Source organism: Streptomyces sp. NPDC086787 (genome assembly GCF_044745865.1).
GTDB lineage: Bacteria > Actinomycetota > Actinomycetes > Streptomycetales > Streptomycetaceae > Streptomyces.
Genome location: NZ_JBIVBC010000005.1, coordinates 459,521 through 480,834 on the forward strand (window position 1 = coordinate 459,521; position 21,314 = coordinate 480,834).

At 73.0% G+C, this 21,314-nt stretch carries 17 protein-coding genes; 9 read left to right on the forward strand and 8 right to left on the reverse strand.

Annotation, left to right across the window (positions count from 1 at the left end):
* Positions 1 to 54: 54 nt before the first annotated feature.
* The 3 genes from ACIPK3_RS16375 to ACIPK3_RS16385 form a co-directional block, all read right to left on the reverse strand.
* Positions 55 to 1,785: an LCP family protein gene (locus ACIPK3_RS16375; RefSeq protein ID WP_402570143.1), complete on the reverse strand. Its 1,731-nt coding sequence runs from the start codon at positions 1,783 to 1,785 to the stop codon at positions 55 to 57.
* Positions 1,786 to 2,017: 232 nt separating this feature from the next.
* Complete coding sequence (locus tag ACIPK3_RS16380; protein ID WP_402570145.1) at positions 2,018 to 3,199, reverse strand: LCP family protein; 1,182 nt, start codon at positions 3,197 to 3,199, stop codon at positions 2,018 to 2,020.
* A gap of 108 nt (positions 3,200 to 3,307) precedes the next feature.
* Complete coding sequence (locus ACIPK3_RS16385; protein ID WP_402570147.1) at positions 3,308 to 4,063, reverse strand: TIGR03089 family protein; 756 nt, start codon at positions 4,061 to 4,063, stop codon at positions 3,308 to 3,310.
* A gap of 221 nt (positions 4,064 to 4,284) precedes the next feature.
* On the opposite strand from ACIPK3_RS16385, the gene ACIPK3_RS16390 reads away from it, so the two are divergent.
* Positions 4,285 to 5,367, forward strand: coding sequence for a sugar phosphate nucleotidyltransferase (locus tag ACIPK3_RS16390; protein WP_402570148.1), 1,083 nt, complete (start codon positions 4,285 to 4,287; stop codon positions 5,365 to 5,367).
* Positions 5,368 to 5,436: 69 nt separating this feature from the next.
* Here ACIPK3_RS16390 and ACIPK3_RS16395 read toward each other — a convergent pair whose 3' ends face one another.
* From ACIPK3_RS16395 to ACIPK3_RS16410, 4 genes are read right to left on the reverse strand one after another with little or no spacing between them, the layout of a single operon-like run.
* Positions 5,437 to 6,435, reverse strand: coding sequence for a DNA-3-methyladenine glycosylase family protein (locus ACIPK3_RS16395; RefSeq protein WP_402570150.1), 999 nt, complete (start codon positions 6,433 to 6,435; stop codon positions 5,437 to 5,439).
* A 6-nt stretch (positions 6,436 to 6,441) separates the two neighbouring features.
* Positions 6,442 to 7,749, reverse strand: a complete 1,308-nt coding sequence (locus ACIPK3_RS16400) for a coenzyme F420-0:L-glutamate ligase (protein ID WP_402570151.1) — start codon at positions 7,747 to 7,749, stop codon at positions 6,442 to 6,444.
* Complete coding sequence (gene cofD / locus ACIPK3_RS16405) at positions 7,746 to 8,705, reverse strand: 2-phospho-L-lactate transferase (protein ID WP_402570153.1); 960 nt, start codon at positions 8,703 to 8,705, stop codon at positions 7,746 to 7,748. Before cofD ends, ACIPK3_RS16400 begins: the two co-directional genes overlap by 4 nt.
* Positions 8,706 to 8,738: 33 nt before the next feature.
* A complete protein-coding gene (locus ACIPK3_RS16410; protein WP_402570154.1) occupies positions 8,739 to 9,251 on the reverse strand; it encodes a cysteine dioxygenase in 513 nt (170 codons plus the stop codon).
* Between the two features lie 644 nt (positions 9,252 to 9,895).
* Between ACIPK3_RS16410 and ACIPK3_RS16415 the strand changes: the two genes are divergently transcribed.
* The 3 genes from ACIPK3_RS16415 (at position 9,896) to ACIPK3_RS16425 (ending at position 15,651) form a co-directional block, all read left to right on the forward strand.
* Entirely contained in the window at positions 9,896 to 10,159 is a 264-nt protein-coding gene (locus ACIPK3_RS16415; RefSeq protein ID WP_003975777.1) for a WhiB family transcriptional regulator, read from the forward strand.
* A 201-nt stretch (positions 10,160 to 10,360) separates the two neighbouring features.
* A complete protein-coding gene (locus ACIPK3_RS16420; protein ID WP_402570156.1) occupies positions 10,361 to 14,095 on the forward strand; it encodes a glycosyltransferase family 2 protein in 3,735 nt (1,244 codons plus the stop codon).
* Entirely contained in the window at positions 14,092 to 15,651 is a 1,560-nt protein-coding gene (locus tag ACIPK3_RS16425) for a DUF5719 family protein (RefSeq protein ID WP_402570158.1), read from the forward strand. The genes ACIPK3_RS16420 and ACIPK3_RS16425 overlap by 4 nt, the downstream gene beginning before the upstream one ends.
* 75 nt (positions 15,652 to 15,726) lie before the next feature.
* Here the strand turns inward: ACIPK3_RS16425 and ACIPK3_RS16430 are convergent, their stop codons facing one another.
* Entirely contained in the window at positions 15,727 to 16,179 is a 453-nt protein-coding gene (locus tag ACIPK3_RS16430) for a metallopeptidase family protein (protein WP_402570228.1), read from the reverse strand.
* A 282-nt stretch (positions 16,180 to 16,461) separates the two neighbouring features.
* Between ACIPK3_RS16430 and ACIPK3_RS16435 the strand changes: the two genes are divergently transcribed.
* The 5 genes from ACIPK3_RS16435 (at position 16,462) to manA (ending at position 21,194) form a co-directional block, all read left to right on the forward strand.
* Positions 16,462 to 16,884 (forward strand): DUF3499 domain-containing protein, encoded by a 423-nt coding sequence (locus tag ACIPK3_RS16435; RefSeq protein ID WP_402570159.1) that lies wholly within the window; start codon positions 16,462 to 16,464, stop codon positions 16,882 to 16,884.
* Between the two features lie 95 nt (positions 16,885 to 16,979).
* A complete protein-coding gene (locus tag ACIPK3_RS16440; protein ID WP_402570160.1) occupies positions 16,980 to 18,344 on the forward strand; it encodes a phosphomannomutase/phosphoglucomutase in 1,365 nt (454 codons plus the stop codon).
* Between the two features lie 154 nt (positions 18,345 to 18,498).
* The gene (locus ACIPK3_RS16445) at positions 18,499 to 18,669 is read left to right on the forward strand and encodes a Trm112 family protein (RefSeq protein WP_402570162.1); all 171 of its coding nucleotides are present in this window, start codon (positions 18,499 to 18,501) and stop codon (positions 18,667 to 18,669) included.
* A 130-nt stretch (positions 18,670 to 18,799) separates the two neighbouring features.
* On the forward strand, positions 18,800 to 19,927 hold the full coding sequence (locus ACIPK3_RS16450) for an SIS domain-containing protein (RefSeq protein ID WP_402570163.1): 1,128 nt from the start codon (positions 18,800 to 18,802) through the stop codon (positions 19,925 to 19,927).
* A 115-nt stretch (positions 19,928 to 20,042) separates the two neighbouring features.
* Positions 20,043 to 21,194 carry a mannose-6-phosphate isomerase, class I gene (manA, locus tag ACIPK3_RS16455; protein WP_402570164.1) on the forward strand — a complete coding sequence of 384 codons (1,152 nt, stop codon included), beginning with the start codon at positions 20,043 to 20,045 and terminating at the stop codon, positions 21,192 to 21,194.
* The last annotated feature ends 120 nt before the right edge of the window (positions 21,195 to 21,314 follow it).

The following is a 21,314-nucleotide window of genomic DNA, read 5'->3' on the forward strand; positions in this document are numbered from 1 at the left end:
AACAGCGGGTCCCTCCCGCGCCTCCTTAGACGCACGAGGGACCCGTTGGGTTACCTATTTGGCGCAGGTCACCTTGTCTGCGGTGGATTTGTCCACATTCGGTGCCTTTGTCGGGGCGGTGAGGGATACTCCCGCACCCTTGAAGTCCTTGCCCAGGGTCAGTGTCATCGCCGGCAACCCCTGAGAGTTGGTCACACTCTTGCCGGGCTTCAGCGCCGAACCGGGCAGTCCCATGACGGCGGCCAGCTTGCGCGCCTGGGCTGCCTGGTCGGGGGCGTACTCGAGGGTGGTCCTGGCCAGCTGGGCCGGAGCGTTGCCCGCGTTCTCGGACTTGGACACGCTCTGCTCGTTCTGGAGCCACTGGAGTGTCTCCTGCGCACTGCCCGCCGCCGCGCCGCCGTTGAAGATCCGCACCCGCACCTGGGAGGCCGGGGCCTGGGTGCCCTTCAGCCGGGCCGCCGCGGCGTCCTTGGCGGCCTTCTGCTGCTTCTTCACCGCGGTGAAGGAGACGTCGTTCTTGATCGCCTGGAACACGTCGGGCGCCGTCGACTTGTTGACGACCACGGTCGCCTTGACCTTCTCGGCCGGGTTGTCGATGACCGGCACCGTCGTGAAGGTGAGGTTCTTCGGGTCGAGCTTGCCCAGCTCCAGACCGAGGTCCTTGAGCTTGCCGATGCTGTCCAGCTGGGAGTCGACGGTGAGGGCCTTGGTACCGGTCTCCGCGAGCTTCAGCATCTTCGTCGGGCTGGTCAGCGTCGAGTTGGAGCTGAGCTTGCGCATCAGCGCGCTGAGGAACTGCTGCTGCAGCCCGATCCGGCTCAGGTCACCGCCGAAGCCGACGGAGTGCCGGGTCCGCACGAAGGCCAGCGCCTGCTCGCCGGAGATGTTGTGGTTGCCCTTCGGCAGCTTCAGGTGCGAGTCCGGGTCGTTGATGTCCTTGCCCAGGCAGACCTCGACGCCGCCGACCGCCTCGGTCAGTGTCTTGACCGCGTTGAAGTCGGCGACCATGAAGTTGTCCGGCCGGATGCCGGTCAGTTCCGTCACGGTGCGCACGGTGCAGCTCGGTGTCCGCCCGTCCTGCCCGAGGCTGGTGTTGAAGCGGACGTTGGGGGTGCCCGGGATGACCTTCTCGGAGCCGTCCTCCTGCTTGGTCGGGCAGTCCGGGACGTCCACGATCAGGTCGCGCGGGATGCTCAGCGCGGTGGCGTTCGAGCGGTCCTTGGACAGGTGCAGCAGGATGTTGGTGTCGGCGTGGCCGACGCTGCCCGAGTCGCCGTAGCCCTCGTTGCCCTTGCCGGTGCGCTTGTCGGTGCCGATCAGCAGGATGTTGATCGCCCGGTCCTTGCTGAAGCCGCCGGTGCTCGCGCCGTCGTCGGAGACGGACGTGATGTTGTCGTTGAGGTGCTTGATGTAGAGGTAGCCGGCGGCCGACACGGCGACCAGCACGAATGCCATCGAACCGCCGGTCCACAGCAGTATCTTCTTGGCCTTCGACTTCTTCTTCACCGGCCGCCGGTTGCGTCGGCCGGCCGGTGGTTCGGGTTCGCCCCGGCGCCCGCGCGGCTGCGGAACCCGGCCACTCGGTGCCGTACCGCCGCCGCTGCCTCCACTGCCGCTGCCGCCGCCGGTGGCGGCAGCGTTCGGGCTGGATCTGCGGGGGCGCGGAACCGACGACTGCGGAGCGGAAGGGCCCAGTCGCAGTTCGTATTCACCGGTGCTCGGGTTGAGTACCCACTGGTCTGCGGGATCGATGTCGTCCGCCCGCCCACGGCCTTGCGCGTCCACGGTTGCCTGAATCCTCCGTCGGGGCCACGCGGCGCCTACCCCCCACCAGGCGCTCCGGTTCCGGTCAAACAGTGCACGACCCCAGGGCGGACCTCGCGGTTCGGTGCACCGGATCGCTCACACTATCCGCCCAGTTCGGGATTGGGTGAAGGCGGTGACGAATTCCACGTCCGTACACCGGGGCAATCCGGTTCATTCTCCTGAACGGAGGTCGGTTGCCTTGGCCCACGCTTTACCCGCAGGAGCCGTCGGCGGCCGTGCTCCCGCGGAACGTGGACGCGGAGGAGTCCGTTTCGTCGTCCTTCTTGGTGGACTTTGCGACGCTCACCGGCTCGTCGGTGCGCAGTCGCGCGAAGAGCCGCTCGGCCGCGGGCTCCACCAACTGGTCGCGGTTGGCGTCGTAGACGTACGACTCCCGCGGGACGGTCAGGAACCGTACATGTTCGGTGGGGATGTCGCGCACTCCGCGCACCAACTGGTACAAACCGCGCAGACTGGCAAGTTCCGGGTCGGTGGTGAGCGACGAGGTCGCCGCGTCCAGCACCGGATACAGCTTCACGGGATTCAGCAGTACGTCATTGCCGCGCAGCTTGCTGACGAGCGCCCCGAGAAACTGCTGCTGCCGGTCCATCCGGTCGGTGTCGCTGCCGTTGCCGAGCGTCTTGCGGACCCGCACATAGCCGAGGGCCTGCTCCCCGTCGAGGGTGACCCGTCCGGCGGGCAGCTTCAGCTTGGCGGCCTTGTCGGTGATGGGCTCCTTCAGACACACCTGGACGCCGCCGACGGCGTCCACCATGTTCTTGAATCCGCTGAAGTCGATGACCATGTGGTGGTCGATGCGGACGGACGTCAGCTTCTCGACCGTCCGGATGCTGCAGGCGGAGCCTCCCACCTCGAAGGCGTAGTTGAACATGGCGAACATCGGCTCGGTGCGGCTGCCGTCCGGCCGCCGGCAGCTGGGCACGTTCACCATCAGATCGCGTGGCAGGGACACGGCGGTCGCACTGCGTCGGTCGGCGGCCAGATGCAGCAGGATCGTGGTGTCGGACCGCTCGGTCCCCGAATCCTTGCCGTACTTGCCGTTGCCCGCCCCCGCCCGACTGTCGGACCCGATCAGCAGGATGTTCAACGCGCCGCTCACCAGCGCGGTGGGACGCTCGCGCTCGTACTCCGCCAGCTCCGCCGCGGCCGCCTCGTCGGCCGTGATGTTCCCGTTCAGCTTCGCGTACACGGCCCACCCGCCCCCGCCCGCGGCCAGCACCAGCAGACCGGCACCCGCGGCCGCGACCCGCGTCCACCGCCGCCGGCGCCGGCGGACGAGCCCGTCCCCGGTGGCCGACGAGCCCGCCCCGGGACCGAGGGTCCCTCCCGAGGGCTTACCAGCGGTGTCGGTCACGGGCGAGCCACCCCTCATGGCGTACGAGCGTGTCGTCCTGCTCCTACGACCATGGCGCGGAAGGGGCCCGGGGGCGGCCGGTACTGCTCCGAACGGGTGATCATGAGACGCCCCCGGCCCGCTCGGTCAGTGCCGTGTCGCGGTCACCCGTTCGCTCTCGATCCGCTTGGCCAGCGCGTCCTCGCCCAGTTGGTCCAGATGGCGGCACAGCACCACGGACCCCCCGGCGGCCAGCGGCGCGTAGAGCCCGGCGGCCAGGCCCTCCCAGGTGTCGTACGGCAGCCCGGACAGCAGTCGGGCGCCGGGACCCGTCAGGTCCAGCGCGGGAGCGTCGGCCCGCGCCCGCTCGACCACTTCGGCACCGGTGAACTGCGCACCCGCCACGATCAGCGCGGGCTCCTCCGGGTCCACCGGTGCGAACGGTGCGAACCGGTCGCCCTGGCCCGGCACCTCGACGGCGTAGTCGAGGAAACCCTCCGGTGGCTGCGGGAAGCGCCCGCCCAGCGGCCGCAGCGCGAGCGCGACCCGCTCACCGCGGCACGCCCGCGCCGCCTCCAGCGAGTCCGGGCCGCTCACCACGACGTCGGCCGCCGCCGGATCACCGGCCACGTCCACGACCACGCCCACCGACGCACAGGCCAGCAGCCAGACCGCCGTCTGCCAGTGCGCGGGCAGCAGCAGCGCGACCCGGTCGCCGGGCTCGGCGCCGAGGTCGCCCTGGAGCAGGTTCGCCGTCTTCGCCACCCAGTTGGCGAAGGTGGCGACCGACAGTTCGACGCGTTCGCCCGTCGCGTCGTCGTAGAAGGTCACCAGCGGGCGGCCGGGGTCCCCGGCGAGCTCCGAACTCAGCAGGTCGGCAGGGGTGCGATCGGTGGCGTTCACCCGGGAAAGCGTACGCGTCCGCGAGGCGGTACATACCTGGAGTCCGGCGGTGGAAATCTCTATCCACAAGGCGGCGGGGGAGGCGGCGCGGACAGTCGGGGGAATTCGCGTTCCGATGTCGCGGCACACGCGCGGCCATCGAGGGCGCCGTCGCACGGACTGCATACACTGGCCGGCCGGAAAACAGTACGGCCGGTCCCGGCAGGAAGCAGAGACGACAGGTGACAGAAGCCATCCTCCTGGTCGGCGGCAAGGGAACCCGGCTACGGCCGCTCACGGTGCACACCCCCAAGCCCATGGTCCCCGCGGCCGGAGTCCCGTTCCTCACCCATCAGCTGGCGCGCGCCAAAGCGGCGGGCGTCGAGCACATCGTGCTCGCGACGAGCTATCTGGCCGAGGTGTTCGAGCCGTACTTCGGCGACGGCGCCGCGCTCGGCCTGCACCTCGAGTACGTCACGGAGGAGGAGCCCCTCGGCACCGGCGGCGCCATCCGCAACGCGGCCGCGCACCTGCGCTCCGGCCCCGACGACCCGGTGCTGGTCTTCAACGGCGACATCCTGACCGGCCTCGACATCCAGGCCCTGGTGCGCACGCACGCGTCGACCGGCGCGGACGTCTCCCTGCACCTGACGAAGGTCACCGACCCCCGCGCCTACGGCCTGGTGCCCACGGACGGCACCGGCAGGGTCCTCGCCTTCCTGGAGAAGCCGCAGACCCCGGAGGAGATCGTCACCGACCAGATCAACGCGGGGGCGTACGTCTTCCGCCGCTCGGTCATCGACTCGATCCCGACGGGCCGCCCGGTCTCGGTGGAACGGGAGACCTTCCCCGGCCTGCTGTCGGACGGGGCCCACCTCCAGGGGCTGGTGGACTCCACCTACTGGCTGGACCTGGGCACCCCCGCGGCCTTCGTGCGCGGCTCGGCGGACCTGGTCCTCGGCCGGGCGCCGTCCCCCGCGGTCCCCGGCCGCTGCGGCGACCGGCTGGTCCTGCCGACGGCCACGGTGGCGCCGGACGCCAAGCTGACGGGTGGCACGGTGGTGGGCGAGGGCGCGTCCGTCGCCGGGGGCGCCCGGGTCTACGGCAGCACGATCATGCCCGGAGCCGTCATCGAGCCCGGCGCGGTCATCACCGACTCCCTCGTCGGCAGTCGGGCCCGGGTCGGTGAACGCACCGTCCTCACCGGCGCGGTCATCGGGGACGGCGCGGAGGTCGGCCCCGACAACGAACTCCGCGAGGGCGTCAGGGTGTGGTGCGACGCGCGGATCCCGGCGGGGGCGGTCCGCTTCTCCTCCGACCAGTAGCCGTGCGGGCGGGCAGGAGGTGCCCCCTGGAGGGACGCGGGCCGGCGTGTGCTGAGCGGCCCGGCGTCCTCACAACTGCCCGATGTCCCCGCGAGGCATCCGCGGCGCCCGCCGCGCCGGTGTCTTCCCGCTCAGCAGGATCAGCCGGGCAGCCCGGTGCCGCTGCCCGGCGTACGGCTCCAGCAGCTCCAGCATCGTCGAGTCGTCCGCGTACCGGTCCCCGGCCAGCGCCCACCCCACGACTCCCGGCAGATGCAGATCGCCGACCGTGACGGTGTCCGGCGCCCCATGGCTGCGCTGCACGGTCTCCGCCGAGGTCCAGGGACCGATCCCCGGCACGACCTCCAGCCTGGCCTGCGCGGCCGCCGGCTCCATCCCGGCCGCCTCCTCGAGCCGCGCGGCGACCCGCACGGCCCGCAGGATCGTCGACGCCCGCTTGTCGTCGACGCCCGCCCGGTGCCACTCCCAGGAGGGAATCAGCGCCCAGGTCCGGGGCTCGGGCATCACCCACAGCCGCCCGCCCGCCGCGGGCCCCGGCGCCGGCTCCCCGAACTTCCGCACCAGCAGCCGCCACGCCCGGTACGCCTCGTCGCTGGTGACCTTCTGCTCAAGGACCGACGGGATGAGTGACTCGAGGACCAGCCCGGTCCGCGTCAGCCTGAGCCCGGGACGGCGGTGCCGGGCGAGCGCCAGCAGCCGGTGCCGGGGCACGAAGGCGCCGGGGTCGTCGGCGGCACCCAGCAGCTCGGGCATCCGCTCCAGCAGCCACTCCGCCCCCGGCCCCCAGGCCTCGGCGCGCACCTCACCGCCGTGTACCGCCACCCGCAGGGTCCCCGGACCGGCGGGGGTCCGGCTGGCTCGCCACACCGACCCGTCGGGCATGGCCCGGAACGTCGGGTCGCCCGGTCCGCGCCTGAGTGGCCCGAGCACCAGACCGAGGTCGAGCGCTCCGTCCGGCACCCACCTCGCCGCTTCGGCCTGCCGGGGCATCCGCGCGGCGGAGGGGACCGCGACATGCCCGCCGCGCACGGTCGTGCGCGTGGGGCGCGGAGCGAATCGGCCGGCCACGACAGATCACCGTACTTCGATGAAGGCCGCGGCCTCGCGGTCCGGCCGGGGTTTGGGCGCCTCGGCCGGATGGCCGACCGCGACCGCTCCCATGGGATCCCAGTCGTCCGGCAGCCCGAGCACCTCGCGGACCACGTCCCGGCAGAACATCGTGGACGACACCCATGCCGAACCAAGCCGCTCACCGGCCAGCGCCACCAGGAAGTTCTGCACGCCCGCGCCGGTGGCGACCACGAACATCTCCCGCTCGGCCGCGTCCCGCCGCGGGTCGCCGTAGGTGTGCGAGCCGTCCATGACGAGACAGGGCACGACCAGGTAGGGCGCGTTGCGCAGCACGTCACCGCGCCGCACCCGCTTCGCGATCGACTCCTCGCTCTTGCCGTCCCGTCTCAGGTCGGCGATCCAGGCGTCGCGCATGGCGTCGAGCAGCCGGGTCCGTGAGCCGGCCGACTCCAGCAGCACGAACCGCCACGGTGTGGTGTGGTGCGGCGCGGGCGCGGTGACCGCCGCGGCGACCGCCCGCCGTACCGCTCCCGGGTCGACGGGTTCGTCGGTGAAGGCCCGTACGGTACGCCGCTGGGTGACCGCTTCCCGTACCGCCTCGGAGGTGCCGAGCCGGAACATGTCGTCGCGGGCGTCGCGGACCAGTGCACGGGCGCCGTCCGCGTGGTCCTCGGCCACCACGTGCGGCAGCCCGCGCACCACGGCGACGGGCAGACCGGCCGCCTTGCCCTTCACCAGGTCACCGGCGGCGGCGAGCTCGTCGGCCGTCGCCACGACGGTCGCGCTGAGCGGGTTGCCGTGCGCGTCCGTGCCGCCACGCAGATCGTCCAGCACGCGCACGCCGGCGGCGCCGATCGCGACGTCCGTGAGCCCCGCGCGCCACGGTCGCCCGAAGGTGTCGGTGACGACGACCCCGACGTTGACGCCGAGCGCGTCGCGCAGCGTCTCGCGGATCGCGCGCGCGGACGCGTCGGGGTCCTCGGGCAGCAACAGCACCGTCCCCGAGGGGGTGTTGGAGGCGTCGACTCCGGCGGCGGCCATGACCAGGCCCTGCCGGTTCTCGACGATACGCAGCGGGCCGCGCCGGGCCACGACCCTGACGGTCTCCGCGTCGATCGCCGCCTCCCGGTCGGCCGCCTCGACGATACGGCCCTCCGCCTTGGACACGATCTTCGAGGTGACCAGGAGCACGTCCCCGTCGGCGAGCTCCGGCTCGGCGAAGGCGATCAGTTTGCCCAGGTCGTCGCCCGGCTGGACCTCGGGAATCCCGTCGGCCGCCCAGATCCGGAACTGCGGTGTCGCCCCGCTCACGCCCCCCGCACCTCCTCGGCGAGCGCCAGCGCCTCCCGGGCCATCCGCTCGGTCGCGTCCAGGTCGGTCATCATCAGCGGTACGGCACGGCAGCGGATGCCGGCCGCCTCGATCCGCTCCACCGTGCCCGCGTCCACGGTGTCCACCAGCCAGCCGTCGAGGAGCCCCGAGCCGTAGTGCTCGGCCACCGCGGCGGCCGTCGACTCGACGCCGACCGCGGCGAGCACCTTGTCGGCCATCCCGCGCACGGGCGCGTCCCCGACGATGGGGGAGAGGCCCACCACCGGTACCCCCGCGTCGGCGATCGCCTCCCGGATCCCGGGGACCGCGAGGATCGTGCCGACGGACACGACGGGGTTGGACGGCGGGAAGACGATCACGTCCGACTCGGCGATCGCCTCCAGGACCCCGGGGGCGGGCTTGGACTGCTCGGCCCCGACCGGCACGACCGCGGCCGCGGGCACCGATGCCCGCAGCCGCACCCAGTACTCCTGGAAGTGGACCGCCTTGCGCTCACCGTCGGCCTCGATCGCCACGTGCGTCTCCACGCGGTCGTCGGTCATCGGGATCAGCCGCACCCCCGGCTTCCAGCGGTCGCACAGCGCCTCGGTCACCGCACTCAACGGATAGCCGGCGCTCAGCATCTGCGTCCGCACGATGTGCGTGGCGAAGTCCCGGTCGCCGAGCCCGAACCACTCGGGCCCGGCCCCGTACGCCGCGAGTTCCTCCTTCAGGTGGAAGGTCTCGTCGGACCTGCCCCAGCCCTGCTCCTCGTTGATGCCGCCGCCGAGCGTGTACATCACCGTGTCGAGGTCCGGGCAGACCTTCAGCCCGAAGAGGTGGATGTCGTCGCCGGTGTTGCCGATGACCGTGATCTCCGCGTCCGGTGCGGCCTTCTTCAGGCCGCGCAGGAACCGGGCACCGCCGATGCCGCCTGCCAGAACCACAATGCGCATGCGCCAAGTCTGGCAGGCGGGTACGACAACGCGTCAGGCGGTCACCGGACGCGGCGGCGTCAGCGCCTCGCAGTGCGGGGCACCGGCCGTGTGCATCGGCATCTCGGTCAGGCCCGGGTAGTAGATGTGCAGGCTGACGGCGGGCTCCAGGGTGTCGTTGACCACCTCGTGCGCGTACCCCGGCGCGAACACCCGCTGCGAGCCGGCCGCCAGGGTGCGCGTGGCCCGCTCGGTGCGCTCGGTCAGGGCGCCCTCCAGGACGGTCAGCACACCGGAGGACCGGCCGTGGCCGTGCGGTCCGCTGCCCTGTCCCGGCACCCAGGACAGCAGCCACACCTCGTAGCCGGGTCCGGTGCGGAGCCGGTGGTACCAGCGTGTCGTGGCGTCGTACCGGACGAGATGCGCCCACTGGGAGCGGTCGGCGGCGACGGCGCGGGCCAGACCGGCGAACTCGGCGACGGTGGCCGGGTGCTCGCGCGGCGGCTGGAGCAGGTGCGGGACTTCGAGGATGTCGCCCGCGATCTGGAGGTCGTTGTCGCTGTTCATGGGGGTGTGGGGTCCTCGGCGGAAGAGTGAGGGGGCTGGGGTCTCGTACGGGGACAGCAGCCGAGTCCGGACGGACGTGGACTCTGGGGACAGCCGGAGCAGGTGGAGCGTGGGGCTCAACAGCTGGAACAGCGACAACAGCTACAGCGAACGTGGGCAGCACCGTGGGACCCGGCGATGCGGGTCGGGGTGAGTGCCAAGTTCGCGAGCATGCCCACAAGGACAGCGGCTCACACCCGGCACTGTCAACTCGGTGACCGGTATGTGGGACATGGTTCACCACATCCGGTTCATCTCCGCGGCGAAAGGTTTGTTCGGCGGAGCACCGGGACACATGGCGCACAACCGGGCGCGCGGGTCCCCGCCGGAACGCGAGCGAACACCCGGGCGTCTTCCCCCGTACAGGAACCGCGTAGGACCGCGCGGAGGACGGCGTCCCTCCCGGGCCTCTGCTGCGCGTCAAGGTTTATGCCGATTTGAACACTTTCCGCACGGCCTTGGTTCCGCAGAGTGAATAACGGGCTCAATAGCAGATCTCGGCTTGACTCGCCCGGAGCATCACACTTGTAATTTCACTCGTGTCGTTCAGTCGGATCGGTAACGACTGGATCACGGGGACGCGGAAAGACGGACGAGGGGCGCACATGACCGAGCTGGTGCAGCAACTGCTGGTCGACGACGCGGACGAGGAACTCGGCTGGCAGGAGCGCGCGCTGTGCGCCCAGACCGATCCCGAGTCCTTCTTCCCCGAGAAGGGCGGCTCGACCAGAGAGGCCAAGAAGGTGTGCCTCGCCTGTGAGGTGCGCTCCGAGTGCCTCGAGTACGCCCTCGCCAACGACGAACGCTTCGGCATCTGGGGCGGCCTGTCCGAGCGGGAGCGCCGCCGCCTGAAGAAGGCAGCCGTCTGACCGGACGGCGCACGGCCTGCCCGTACATACGTCTGTACACGTCTCCACACGTCGCGAACGGCCCGTAGCCAGTGGGTTATCCACAGGCGGCGGGCCGTCGTCGTGGGCAGCCGATAGTGTGGTCGCTCGTCCGAGACACCCCGCCGTCCCCTCGGGGCGCGGGCGTCCACCGCAGTCCATCGAACCGGGGCCCGTACCTCGATGTCCGTGCACAGCCATCAGGCACCCTCATACGACGCCGCCGGCGCGCCGTTCGACCCGGCCCGCCAAGCGGCGTTCGATCCGGCCCGTCCGCCCGAGTTCCCGCGCCACGTGGTGACCGCGGTCCTCGTCGCCCACGACGGCGCCCGCTGGCTGCCCGACGTGCTCGCCGGGCTGCTCGGCCAGGAACGCCCCGTTCAGTGCGCCGTCGCCGCCGACACCGGCAGCGGGGACGACTCCGCCCGGCTGATCGCCGACGCCATCGGCGCCGACCGGGTGCTGCACCTCGCCCGGCGCACCGGCTTCGGCCAGGCCGTCGAGGAGGCCCAGCGCGGCGCGCCGGTCCTCACCCCGGACGAACTGCCGTACCTCAAGCGCCCCAGCGGCTGGGACCCCGTCACCCGCAGCTGGCGCGACGACGCCTACGACATGCCCGAGCTCCCCCACGGGGAGCCGATCCAGTGGCTGTGGCTGCTGCACGACGACTGCGCCCCCGACCCCGACGCCCTCGCCCAGCTGCTGCGGGTCGTCGAGAACGAACTGGAGCTGGGCCGCGACGACGTGGCCGTGGTCGGCCCCAAGCTCCGCGGCTGGTACGACCGCAGGCAACTCCTCGAAGTCGGCGTCACCATCGCCCACTCCGGCCGCCGCTGGACCGGCCTCGACCGCCGCGAACAGGACCAGGGCCAGCACGACCACGTGCGGTCCGTGCTGTCCGTGTCCACCGCCGGCATGCTGATCCGCCGCGACGTGTTCGAGCGGCTCGGCGGCTTCGACCGCCGACTGCCGCTGATGCGCGACGACGTCGACCTGTGCTGGCGCGTCAACGCGGCCGGCCACCGCGTCCTCGTCGCCCCCGAGGCCGTCGTACGACACGCCGAAGCCGCCTCCCGCGAGCGCCGCACCGTCGACTGCGGCGGCCGTACCGCCGCCTCCCCGCACAAGGTCGACAAGGCGGGCGCCGCCTACACCCTCCTCGTCAACACCCGCACGGCAGCACTGCCCTGGGTGCTGCTGCGCCTCGTCCTCGGCACGCTCCTGCGGACCGTCGCCTATCTCGTCGGCAAGGTCCCCGGACAGGCCGTCGACGAGATCCGCGGTCTGCTCGGCACCCTGCTGCGGCCCGAGCGGATCATCGCCGGACGGCGGGTCCGCGGCCGTCCGCAGGTGGACAAGGGCGAGCTTCGGCCGCTGTTCCCGCCGCCCGGCGCGACCGTGCGAGCCACCGTGGAACAGGTCGCGGGCAACTTCCTCGGCCACTCCGACACCGATGCCGCCTCCGCCGGACGGCACGGCGGCGTGGTCGAGTCCGGGCCCGGCGGAGACGACGCCGACTTCCTGGAAATCGAGCAGTTCGTCCGCCTCAAGCGCATCGCCCGCAAGCCCGGCCCGGTCCTCTTCCTGGTGCTGCTGCTCGTCTCGCTCGTCGCCTGCCGCCAACTCCTCGGCGGCGGCGCGCTCTCGGGCGGCGCCCTGCTGCCCGCCCCCGGCGACCTCGGCGAGCTGTGGTCGCGCTACCTGGACGCCTGGCACCCGGTGGGCGCCGGCGGCACCCCCGCGGCACCGCCCTACCTCGCGATCGTCGCGACGCTGTCCGCCACACTGTTCGGCTCCACCGGCCTCGCGATCACCGTGCTGCTGGTCGGCGCGGTGCCGCTGGCCGGCTTCACCGCCTACTTCGCCTCCCGCCCGCTCATCGGGTCCCGGCTCCTGCGCGCCTGGGCGGCCATCGCCTACGCCTTCCTGCCCGCCGCCACCGGCGCCCTGGCCGGCGGACGCGTCGGCACCGCCGTACTCGCCGTCCTGCTGCCGCTGCTCGCCCGCGCGGCGATCGCCGCCGCCGGGCTCACCGCCCCCTCCGGCGCGCGCGGCAGCTGGCGGGCCACCTGGGCGTACGCGCTGTTGCTGACCATCACCACCGCGTTCACCCCGATCGTGTGGCCCGCCGCGCTGATCCTCGGGCTCGGCGTCCTCGCGTTGCGCCGCCGCGACCTCGTCCCCCACGGCCTGCGCCTGCTGGCCCAGCTCGGCACCCCGCTGCTCGTCCTCGCGCCCTGGTCGCTGACCCTGCTCCCGTCCGGCTTCTTCCGGGAGGCCGGGCTGGAGTACGGCGCCTCGGCCGCCTCCGCCTCCGACCTGCTCGGCGCCAGCCCCGGCGGCCCCGGCACCGTGCACGGACTGCTGCTCATCGGTATCGTCCTGGCCGCCCTCGCCGCACTGCTGCGCTCCGAACGGCAGCTGGGCATTCGGGCCGCCTGGGCCGTCGCCCTCACCGGCCTCGTCCTCGCGGTCCTGTCCAACGGCTCCGCCTGGGCCGGACCCGCCACCCTCGTCTACGGCATCGCGCTCCTCGCCGCCGCCGCGCTCGGCGCCGACGGCGCACGCGCCCGGGTGGCCGAACAGAGCTTCGGCTGGCGTCAGCCGGCGGCCGCCCTGATCGCCCTCGCCGCGGCCGCGGGCCCGCTGCTCGTCGCCGTCGGCTGGATGCTCGGCGGCGCCGACGGGCCGGTGGAGCGGCGCGACCCGACACAGGTGCCCGCGTTCGTCGCCGAGGAGAGCGGCACCCGCGACCAGGCCCGCACCCTGGTCCTCGACAGCGACTCCGCCGCCCGCGTCCGCTACAGCCTCGTCCGCGGCTCCGGCGCCCGCATGGGCGACGCCGACCTGGCCGCCGCCGACGGTGAGAACAGCACCCTCGACAAGGTCGTCGCCAACCTCGTCGCCGGCTCCGGCGCCGACCAGGCCAACCAGCTCGGCGGCTTCGCCGTGCGCTACGTCCTGGTGCACCAGGGCGCGCCTCGCGCGGTCACCCGCGTCCTCGACGCCACACCCGGCCTGACCCGGCTCAGCGAGCAGAACGGCAGCGCGCTGTGGCGCGTCGACCGGCAGGTCTCGCGCGCGTCGATCACGCCCGCCAACGGGACGGGCGCCCCGGTGCCGGTCGCCGCCGGGCCCGTCGAGATCCACACGAAGATCCCGTCGGGCCCGAACGGCCGTGTCCTGCGGCTGGCCGACTCCGCCGCCCCGGGCTGGACCGCGTCCCTGGACGGCCGCACCCTCACCCGCACCACGGTGGACGGCTGGGCCCAGGGCTTCGAACTCCCCCCGGGCGGCGGACGGCTGGACGTCACCTACGACGCGCCGCTCACCCACACCGCCTGGCTGTGGGCACAGGGTGTGCTCGCCGTCGTACTCGTGGTGCTCGCCCTGCCCGGCCGACGCCGCGACGTGGACGACGACCTCCCCGAGGAACTGCCCGTCCCGGCGCAGGCCGTCGAGGGCGAGGGCCGTCGGGCCCGCAGGCTGCGCGCCCAGGCGGAGGCCGAGGAGACCACCGGCACCGCGGAACCCGATCCCGCCGGTCCGCCTCCCGCGGCGGACCCCCCGGCCGCCGTGCCGCACCAGCCGTCCTACGGCGACTGGGACCCGGCGGCCCACCCGGCCGGCGGGTACGGCGGCTACGGCGACCAGTACCAGGACGCCGGGCAGTACCAGGCGGGCGGCTATGACCAGCAGGCCTACCAGGCCGACCCGTACCAGAGCGGCCCGTACGACCCGTACGGATACGGCGGCCAGGGCGGCCAGACGTACGACCCGGCGTACCAGCAGGGCTACGACCCGACCCAGCAGGGCTACGACCAGGCTCAACAGAGCTATGACCAGGCCCAGCAGGGCTACGACCCGGCCCACCCCCACGGCACCGGCACCGACCGCCCCGACGGGAGCCAGCAGTGAAGCGCACCACCCTGTCCCTGATCGCCGGCACGGCCGCGCTCGCCGCCGTCACCGCGTTCGCCGCGCTCGACGCCCCGGACACGTCCGCCGCGGGCACCTCCGAGGCGGCCGCCCGGCTGCCCGTGGAGCGCACGAGCCTGCTGTGCCCGGAGCCGAGCGACTCCGACATCGCCGAGACGTCGTACACGTCCTTCACCCCGGTCACCGTCGGCGGCAAACCCACGACGGGCAGCGGCAGGGCGGCACTCACCGCGGCCGCCGCGGGGTCCGCGGGCACGGACGGCTCCGGGAAGGCCGCAGGCGGAAAGGGCGCCGACGGAAAGGGCACGGACGGGAAGGGCGCGGGCGCGAAGAAGAAGGCCGTCAAGCCCGTCCTGACCCCCAAGGATCCCGGCACCCCGGCCACCGGCGAGACCTCCGGAGGTGACTCGCCCGCGCTCGTCGGCACCGCGGAGGGGAAGTTCGCACCGGGCTGGACCGTCCAGGAGACCACCGAGGTCGCCGCGGGCAGCGGCCGTGGCCTCCAGGGGGTCAACTGCACCGCCCCGGACACCGAGTTCTGGTTCCCCGGCGCCAGCACGGCCGCGACCCGCACCGACTACGTGCACCTCACCAACCCGGACGACAGCCCCGCCGTCGTCGACATCGAGCTGTACGGCAAGGACGGCGCGCTGAAGTCCACGGTGGGGGAGGGCTTCACCGTCCAGCCGCACTCCAGCGAGCCGGTGCTGCTGTCCACGCTCTCCGGCGAGCGGCAGACCGACCTGACCGTGCACGTCCGCGTCCGTGGCGGACGCGTCGGCGCGGCCGTGCAGGCGCTGGACGACAAGAACGGCGGCGACTGGCTGGCCGCGTCCACCGACCCGGCCGGCAGCCTGGTCCTCCCCGGCATCCCGAAGGACGCCACCTCGGTGCGCCTGGTCGCCTTCACCCCGGGCGACGCCGACGCCGACCTCAAGGTGCGCCTGGCCTCCCCCAACGGTCCGATCACCCCCGCCGGGCACGAGACGCTGCACGTGAAGTCCGGCATGACCACGGCGGTCGACCTGGGCAACGTCACGCGCGGCGAGGCGGGCTCCCTGATCCTGACCCCTACCGACGGGGCCGTCCCGGTGGTGGCCGCCCTCCAGGTGACCCGGGGCAAGGGCGCCGAGACGGAGACGGCGTTCATCCCGGCCAGCGCCCCGGTCGGCACCCGCGCGTCGGCCGCCGACAACAGCGGCAAGGGCACGACCCTGTCCCTGACCGCCCCCAGCGCCACGGCGACCGTCAAGGTCACGGCGTCGGCGGGCAGCGAAGGCGGCACCCCGGTGACGAAGACCTACACCATCAAGCAGGGCACGACCCAGGACGTCGCCGCCCCGGTCCCGGCCGGCCTCAAGGGCACCTACGCCCTGACGGTGGCGCAGGTTTCCGGCGGCCCGGTCTACGGCACCCGCACCCTGTCGGTCACGAAGGACGGTGTCCCCGGCTTCACCGTCCAGACCCTCCCGGACGACCGGGGGACGGTGGCGGTGCCACACGCCGACCAGGACCTGTCGGTCCTGCAGAAGTAACGGCCGGACGGGGTGCACCGGGGACGCCCGGCGCACCCCGACCCCGACCCACTCCCCGTACCGCTTCGCGTCGCTTCAGTCCTCGCCGTACCGGGGGTCCACCGTCTCCGGAGTCAGCCCCAGCAGCTCCGCGACCTGCTCCACGACCACCTCGTGCACCAGGGCGGCCCGCTCGTCGCGGGTCTTCGTCCGGATCTCGACCGGCCGCCGGTACACCACGACCCGGGCCCGCCGCCCCTCGCGCGCGGCGATCGTGCCGCCGAGCGGCACCGTCTCCTCGTCCCAGGCGTCGATGGGCTGCCGGTCCAGCCGTGGCACCTCAAGCACCAGGAAATCGATGTCGGCCAACTGCGGCCAGCGCCGCTCAAGGCGCTCCACGGAGTCCTGCACCAGATCCGCGAACGCCTCGGCGCGGCTCGCCGCGAGGGGTACCTGAGGCGGCGCGATGGGCCCGCGCATGCCCCGCCCGTGGCGATCACGACGACGAGGCCCGGGGCCGGCGGCACGGGGCGGTACACGGTTGTCCATCACCGGTGAAGCGTAGTCCCCGCGCGGTCCGCCCGCCGGGCCTCACACGGCAACCGGCCACCGATACGGCATGTCGCGACATGACCATTCCAGCCAAGGTTGGGCTCGATTCCCTATCTCTACTGGACCACTGAGCTCAAGGCATTTGACGGTGTTTGTGTCGATCGATGACCGGAAGCGGACTCTTCCGCCCGGGTCGGCCGAATCGTCCACGCAGGTCAAAAGGGTGTGTCCAGAGAGGCCTGTGGGGCGCCTCACAGCACGACACGGGGGCGTGACCTGGTGGAGAGTCGTCGCGGCCCGCTCAAGAGTGCGGTACCGTCCAATCTCGTGAGCCCTGTACGTCGCTGTTCGCGCACCGCTTGCGGCCGACCCGCCGTCGCGACGCTGACGTACGTCTACGCCGACTCGACCGCGGTTCTCGGCCCGCTCGCCACCTACGCCGAACCCCACTGTTACGACCTGTGCGCCGAGCACTCCGAGCGCCTCACCGCGCCCCGGGGCTGGGAGGTCGTCCGACTCCTCGACGGCTCCGCCCCCGCCCGGCCCACCGGCGACGACCTGGAAGCACTCGCCAACGCCGTGCGCGAGGCGGCCCGTCCCCAGGAGCGCGCCGCCCAGGCCGGCGGCGGAGCCCGTACGGCGGACCCGATGGAGGTCGCCCGCCGCGGCCACCTCAGGGTGCTGCGCTCGCCCGACAACTGACGTCAGGTCTGTGCGTCGACACAGCGTCCGCACACCGGACTGCTGATCAACCCGGGTAGTTTGGGGCGACCTACAGGACTTCAGGAGGGTTGGCCGTGGCTGCTGATCTGTCGCAGATCGTCAAGGCGTACGACGTACGCGGGGTGGTCCCGGACCAGTGGGACGAGACACTGGCCGAACTGTTCGGCGCCGCGTTCGTCCAGGTGACCGCCGCGGACGCGATCGTGACGGGCCACGACATGCGGCCGTCGTCGCCCGGCCTGTCCCGCGCCTTCGCACGCGGCGCGGCCGCACAGGGCGCCGACGTCACGGAGATCGGCCTCTGCTCGACGGACCAGCTGTACTACGCCTCGGGAGCCCTCCGCCTGCCGGGCGCCATGTTCACGGCCTCGCACAACCCGGCGCAGTACAACGGCATCAAGCTGTGCCGCGCGGGCGCCGCCCCGGTCGGCCAGGACACCGGCCTCGCCGAGATCCGCGAACTGGCCGAGCGCTGGCTGGAGTCGGGCGCGCCGGAACCGGCCGCCACACCGGGAACGATCGGCGGGCGCGACACCCTGGAGGACTACGCGGCCTACCTCCGCTCCCTCGTCGACCTGACCGCCATCCGCCCCCTGAAGGTCGTCGTCGACGCGGGTAACGGCATGGGCGGCCACACGGTGCCCACCGTCCTCGCCGATCTGCCCCTGACCGTCGTCCCGATGTACTTCGAGCTGGACGGCACCTTCCCGAACCACGAGGCCAACCCCCTCGACCCGGCCAACCTCGTCGACCTGCAGAAGCGCGTCCGCGAGGAGGGTGCCGACCTGGGCCTCGCCTTCGACGGCGACGCGGACCGCTGCTTCGTCGTCGACGAGCACGGCGACCCCGTGTCCCCGTCGGCGATCACCGCCCTGGTGGCCGCCCGCGAACTGGCCAGGAACGGCGGCACGGGCACGATCATCCACAACCTGATCACCTCCCGCTCGGTGCCCGAGGTGGTCACCGAGAACGGCGGCACGCCGGCCCGCACCCGCGTCGGCCACTCCTTCATCAAGGCCGAGATGGCCCGGACGGGCGCGATCTTCGGCGGCGAGCACTCCGCCCACTACTACTTCAAGGACTTCTGGAACGCCGACACGGGCATGCTCGCCGCCCTCCACGTCCTCGCCGCCCTCGGCGGCCAGGACGGCCCGCTGTCCGCCCTGGTCTCCCAGTACGACCGCTACACGGGCTCCGGCGAGATCAACTCCACGGTCGCCGACCAGGCCGCCCGCGTCGCCGCCATCCGCGCCGCCTACCAGGACCGCGACGACGTCACCCTGGACACCCTTGACGGGCTCACGGTCTCCGCCGCCGACTGGTGGTTCAACGTCCGCCCCTCCAACACCGAGCCACTGCTGCGCCTGAACGCCGAGGCCCGCGACGAGGCCACGATGGCCAAGGTCCGGGACGAGGCGCTGGCGATCATCAGAGGCTGAGTACCCGCAAGGATTTGCCACGGCGGACACGCCGGCCGGCGCAGGGGGGAACTCCCTGTGCCGGCCGCCCGTCCCACCCCATCGCGCCCCGCACAGCGGTTACCCTGACCAGGCACATCAGTGCACGCCCGCACCCAGCCCGAAGGGACAACCCATGCCGCTCGAAGCCGGCCTCCTGGAGATCCTCGCCTGCCCGGCCTGCCACGCCCCGCTCCGGGAGCAGGACGCCGAGCTGATCTGCACAGGTCAGGACTGCGGCCTGGCGTACCCGGTGCGCGACGGCATCCCCGTCCTCCTCGTGGACGAGGCCCGCCGCCCGGCATGACGACGAGGGCCCGGCCGTAACCGCGGGCCCCGCCACCGACAACCAGGGCCCACCCGCGCGGACGCCCGCGCACCGGCCCCACACAGACGCGCCGGCCGCCACGGACCCGGCGTATCGGAGGCTGCCGCCCATGCTCGACGAATCGCTGCTCGACACCCCCGAGGGCCTCGCCGAGGCCGACCACAGAGGCCTTCTGCGTGGCGCCGCGGAAGCGGGCGCCCGCGTCCGCACCGCGGCCCGACACGTGGTCGAGGCAGGTGTGGGCGACCTCAGCCCGGACGGCCGCCCCCGCGCCGTCCTGATCGCCGGCCCCGGCGCCGCCGCCACCCACGCCGCCGACCTGCTCGGCACCCTCGCCGGAGCCGGCAGCCCCGTCACCCGGCTCGCACCCAGCGGCGTCGCCCCCGCGGCCGGCGCCCTGCGCTGGGAACTGCCGGGCTGGGCCGGCTCCGTGGACCTGCTCCTGATCGCCACCCCGGACGGCACCGAACCCAGCCTCTCCCTGCTCGCCGAACAGGCCTACCGCCGCGGCTGCGCGGTCGCCGCCGTCGCCCCCGCCCGCACCCCGCTCCAGGAAGCGGTCGCCGGCGCCCACGGCCTGTTCCTCCCGATGTCGACCGCGCCGTACGACCACGACGAGCCCCTCGCCGCGTCCTCCCCGGGCGTTCTGTGGGCGCTGCTCACCCCGCTGCTCGCACTCCTCGACCGCGTCGGCCTGCTGAGCGCACCGCCCGAGGCCCTGGAGAAGGTCGCCGACCGGCTCGACCACATCGCCGAACGCTGCGGCCCGGCCATCGTGACCTACAGCAACCCCGCCAAGACCCTCGCCGCCGAACTCGCCGACGCGCTCCCCGTGATCTGGACGGAAGGCGCCTCGGCAGGTCCCGCGGGCCGCCGCTTCGCCGCCGCCCTCGCCGAACTCGCCGGACGCCCCGCGCTGGTCGAGGAGCTCCCCGAGGCACTCGCCGCGCACAACGCCCTGCTCGCCGGCCCGCTCGCCGCCAGCGCCGACCCCGACGACTTCTTCCGGGACCGGGTGGACGAGCGGCCCGCCATGCACGCGCGCGTGGTGCTGCTGCGCGACCGCCCCATCGGCGGCCTCACCGCCGCCCCGGCCGCCCGCGACCTGGCCCTCAGCCACGACACGCCGATCAGCGAGCTGGAACCGGAGCCGGGTGACGAGATCGAGACCCTCGCGGAACTGATCGCCATCACCGATTTCGCCGCGGTTTACCTGTCGCTCGCTTCCAGGGCCTGACCTTGTCTCCGGCGCCCTGACCGCCCCCGGCGGGCGCCCCGAAGCAGAAGAGAAGTCAGAGAAGAAGCCAGAAGAGAAGCACGAAGAGAAGCAGAGAAAGAGAAGCAGAGAGCCGATGGACCGCCTCGACAACACCGTCCGCCCCTACGCCTGGGGCTCGCCCACCGCCATCCCGCGGCTCCTCGGCGTCGAGCCGACCGGCGAGCCGCAGGCGGAGATGTGGATGGGCGCCCACCCGGGCGCACCCTCGCGGACCGGACGCGGCACCCTCGCCGAAGTCATAGCGGCCGACCCGGAGCGGGAACTCGGACCTGCCGCGGTCGCGAAGTTCGGCCCCCGCCTGCCCTTCCTGCTGAAGATCCTCGCGCCCTGCGCCCCGCTCTCCCTCCAGGTGCATCCCGATCTGGAGCAGGCCAAGAAGGGGTACGCCGACGAGGAGCGCCGAGGTGTTCCGCTGGACGCGCCGCACCGCAACTACAAGGACGCCAACCACAAACCCGAACTGATCTGCGCGCTCACCGAGTTCGACGGCTTGTGCGGCTTCCGCGACCCGATCGCGAGCGCCGAACTGCTCGACGGCCTCGGCGTCGACTCCGTCAAGCCGTACGCCGACCTGCTGCGCGCCCATCCCGAGGAAGCGGCCCTGCGCGAGGCGCTCACCGCGATCCTCAGCGCCGACCGCGCGGAGACGGCACACACGGTCGCCGAGGCCACGGCCGCCTGCGTCCGCCTCGGCGGCGACTACGCGCCCTACGCCGACCTCGCCCACCACTACCCGGGCGACCCCGGCATCCTCGCCGCGATGCTCCTCAACCACATCCGCCTCCAGCCCGGCGAGGCACTCTTCCTCGGCGCCGGCACCCCGCACGCCTACCTGCACGGTCTGGGCGTCGAGATCCTGGCCAACTCCGACAACGTCCTGCGCTGCGGCCTCACCCCCAAGCACGTCGACGTCCCCGAACTGCTCCGCGTCGTCCGCTTCGAGCCCGGCGGGGCCGGGATCCTGCGCCCCGAGGCGTCCCCCGACGGCGAGGAGGCCTACGCGACCCCCATCGACGAGTTCAGGCTGTCCCGCTACGTCCTTCCCGAGGGCGGCGCCGCCCGTGACCTCACCCTCCCCGCCCCGCAGATCCTGCTCTGCACGGCGGGGGCCGTCCGGGTCGGCGAACACGACCTGGCACCCGGCCAGTCCGTCTTCGTCCCGGCGGACGAGAAGGCCGAGGCCGGAGGAGCCGGCACCCTCTTCCGGGCGAGTGTGGTTGTCTGATCACGCCTGTGGACACCTGACGCGCCGCCGCCCGGCGGGGCTGCAAGAATGGCCCACCGGCAAAGGCCGGGCAAAGGCAGCAACGGCCCGGCCGGTGTGGACGGCAGACGGACGAGGGCG

What these genes read in the sequence shown, in the direction of transcription:
- ACIPK3_RS16410 (WP_402570154.1), bottom strand. Translation starts at nt 9,251, where the DNA reads ATGAACAGCGACAACGACCTCCAGATCGCGGGCGACATCCTCGAAGTC.
- ACIPK3_RS16430 (WP_402570228.1), bottom strand. Translation starts at nt 16,179, where the DNA reads ATGGACAACCGTGTACCGCCCCGTGCCGCCGGCCCCGGGCCTCGTCGT.
- ACIPK3_RS16415 (WP_003975777.1), top strand. Translation starts at nt 9,896, where the DNA reads ATGACCGAGCTGGTGCAGCAACTGCTGGTCGACGACGCGGACGAGGAA.
- ACIPK3_RS16380 (WP_402570145.1), bottom strand. Translation starts at nt 3,199, where the DNA reads ATGAGGGGTGGCTCGCCCGTGACCGACACCGCTGGTAAGCCCTCGGGA.
- ACIPK3_RS16450 (WP_402570163.1), top strand. Translation starts at nt 18,800, where the DNA reads ATGCTCGACGAATCGCTGCTCGACACCCCCGAGGGCCTCGCCGAGGCC.
- cofD (WP_402570153.1), bottom strand. Translation starts at nt 8,705, where the DNA reads ATGCGCATTGTGGTTCTGGCAGGCGGCATCGGCGGTGCCCGGTTCCTG.
- manA (WP_402570164.1), top strand. Translation starts at nt 20,043, where the DNA reads ATGGACCGCCTCGACAACACCGTCCGCCCCTACGCCTGGGGCTCGCCC.
- ACIPK3_RS16445 (WP_402570162.1), top strand. Translation starts at nt 18,499, where the DNA reads ATGCCGCTCGAAGCCGGCCTCCTGGAGATCCTCGCCTGCCCGGCCTGC.
- ACIPK3_RS16420 (WP_402570156.1), top strand. Translation starts at nt 10,361, where the DNA reads ATGTCCGTGCACAGCCATCAGGCACCCTCATACGACGCCGCCGGCGCG.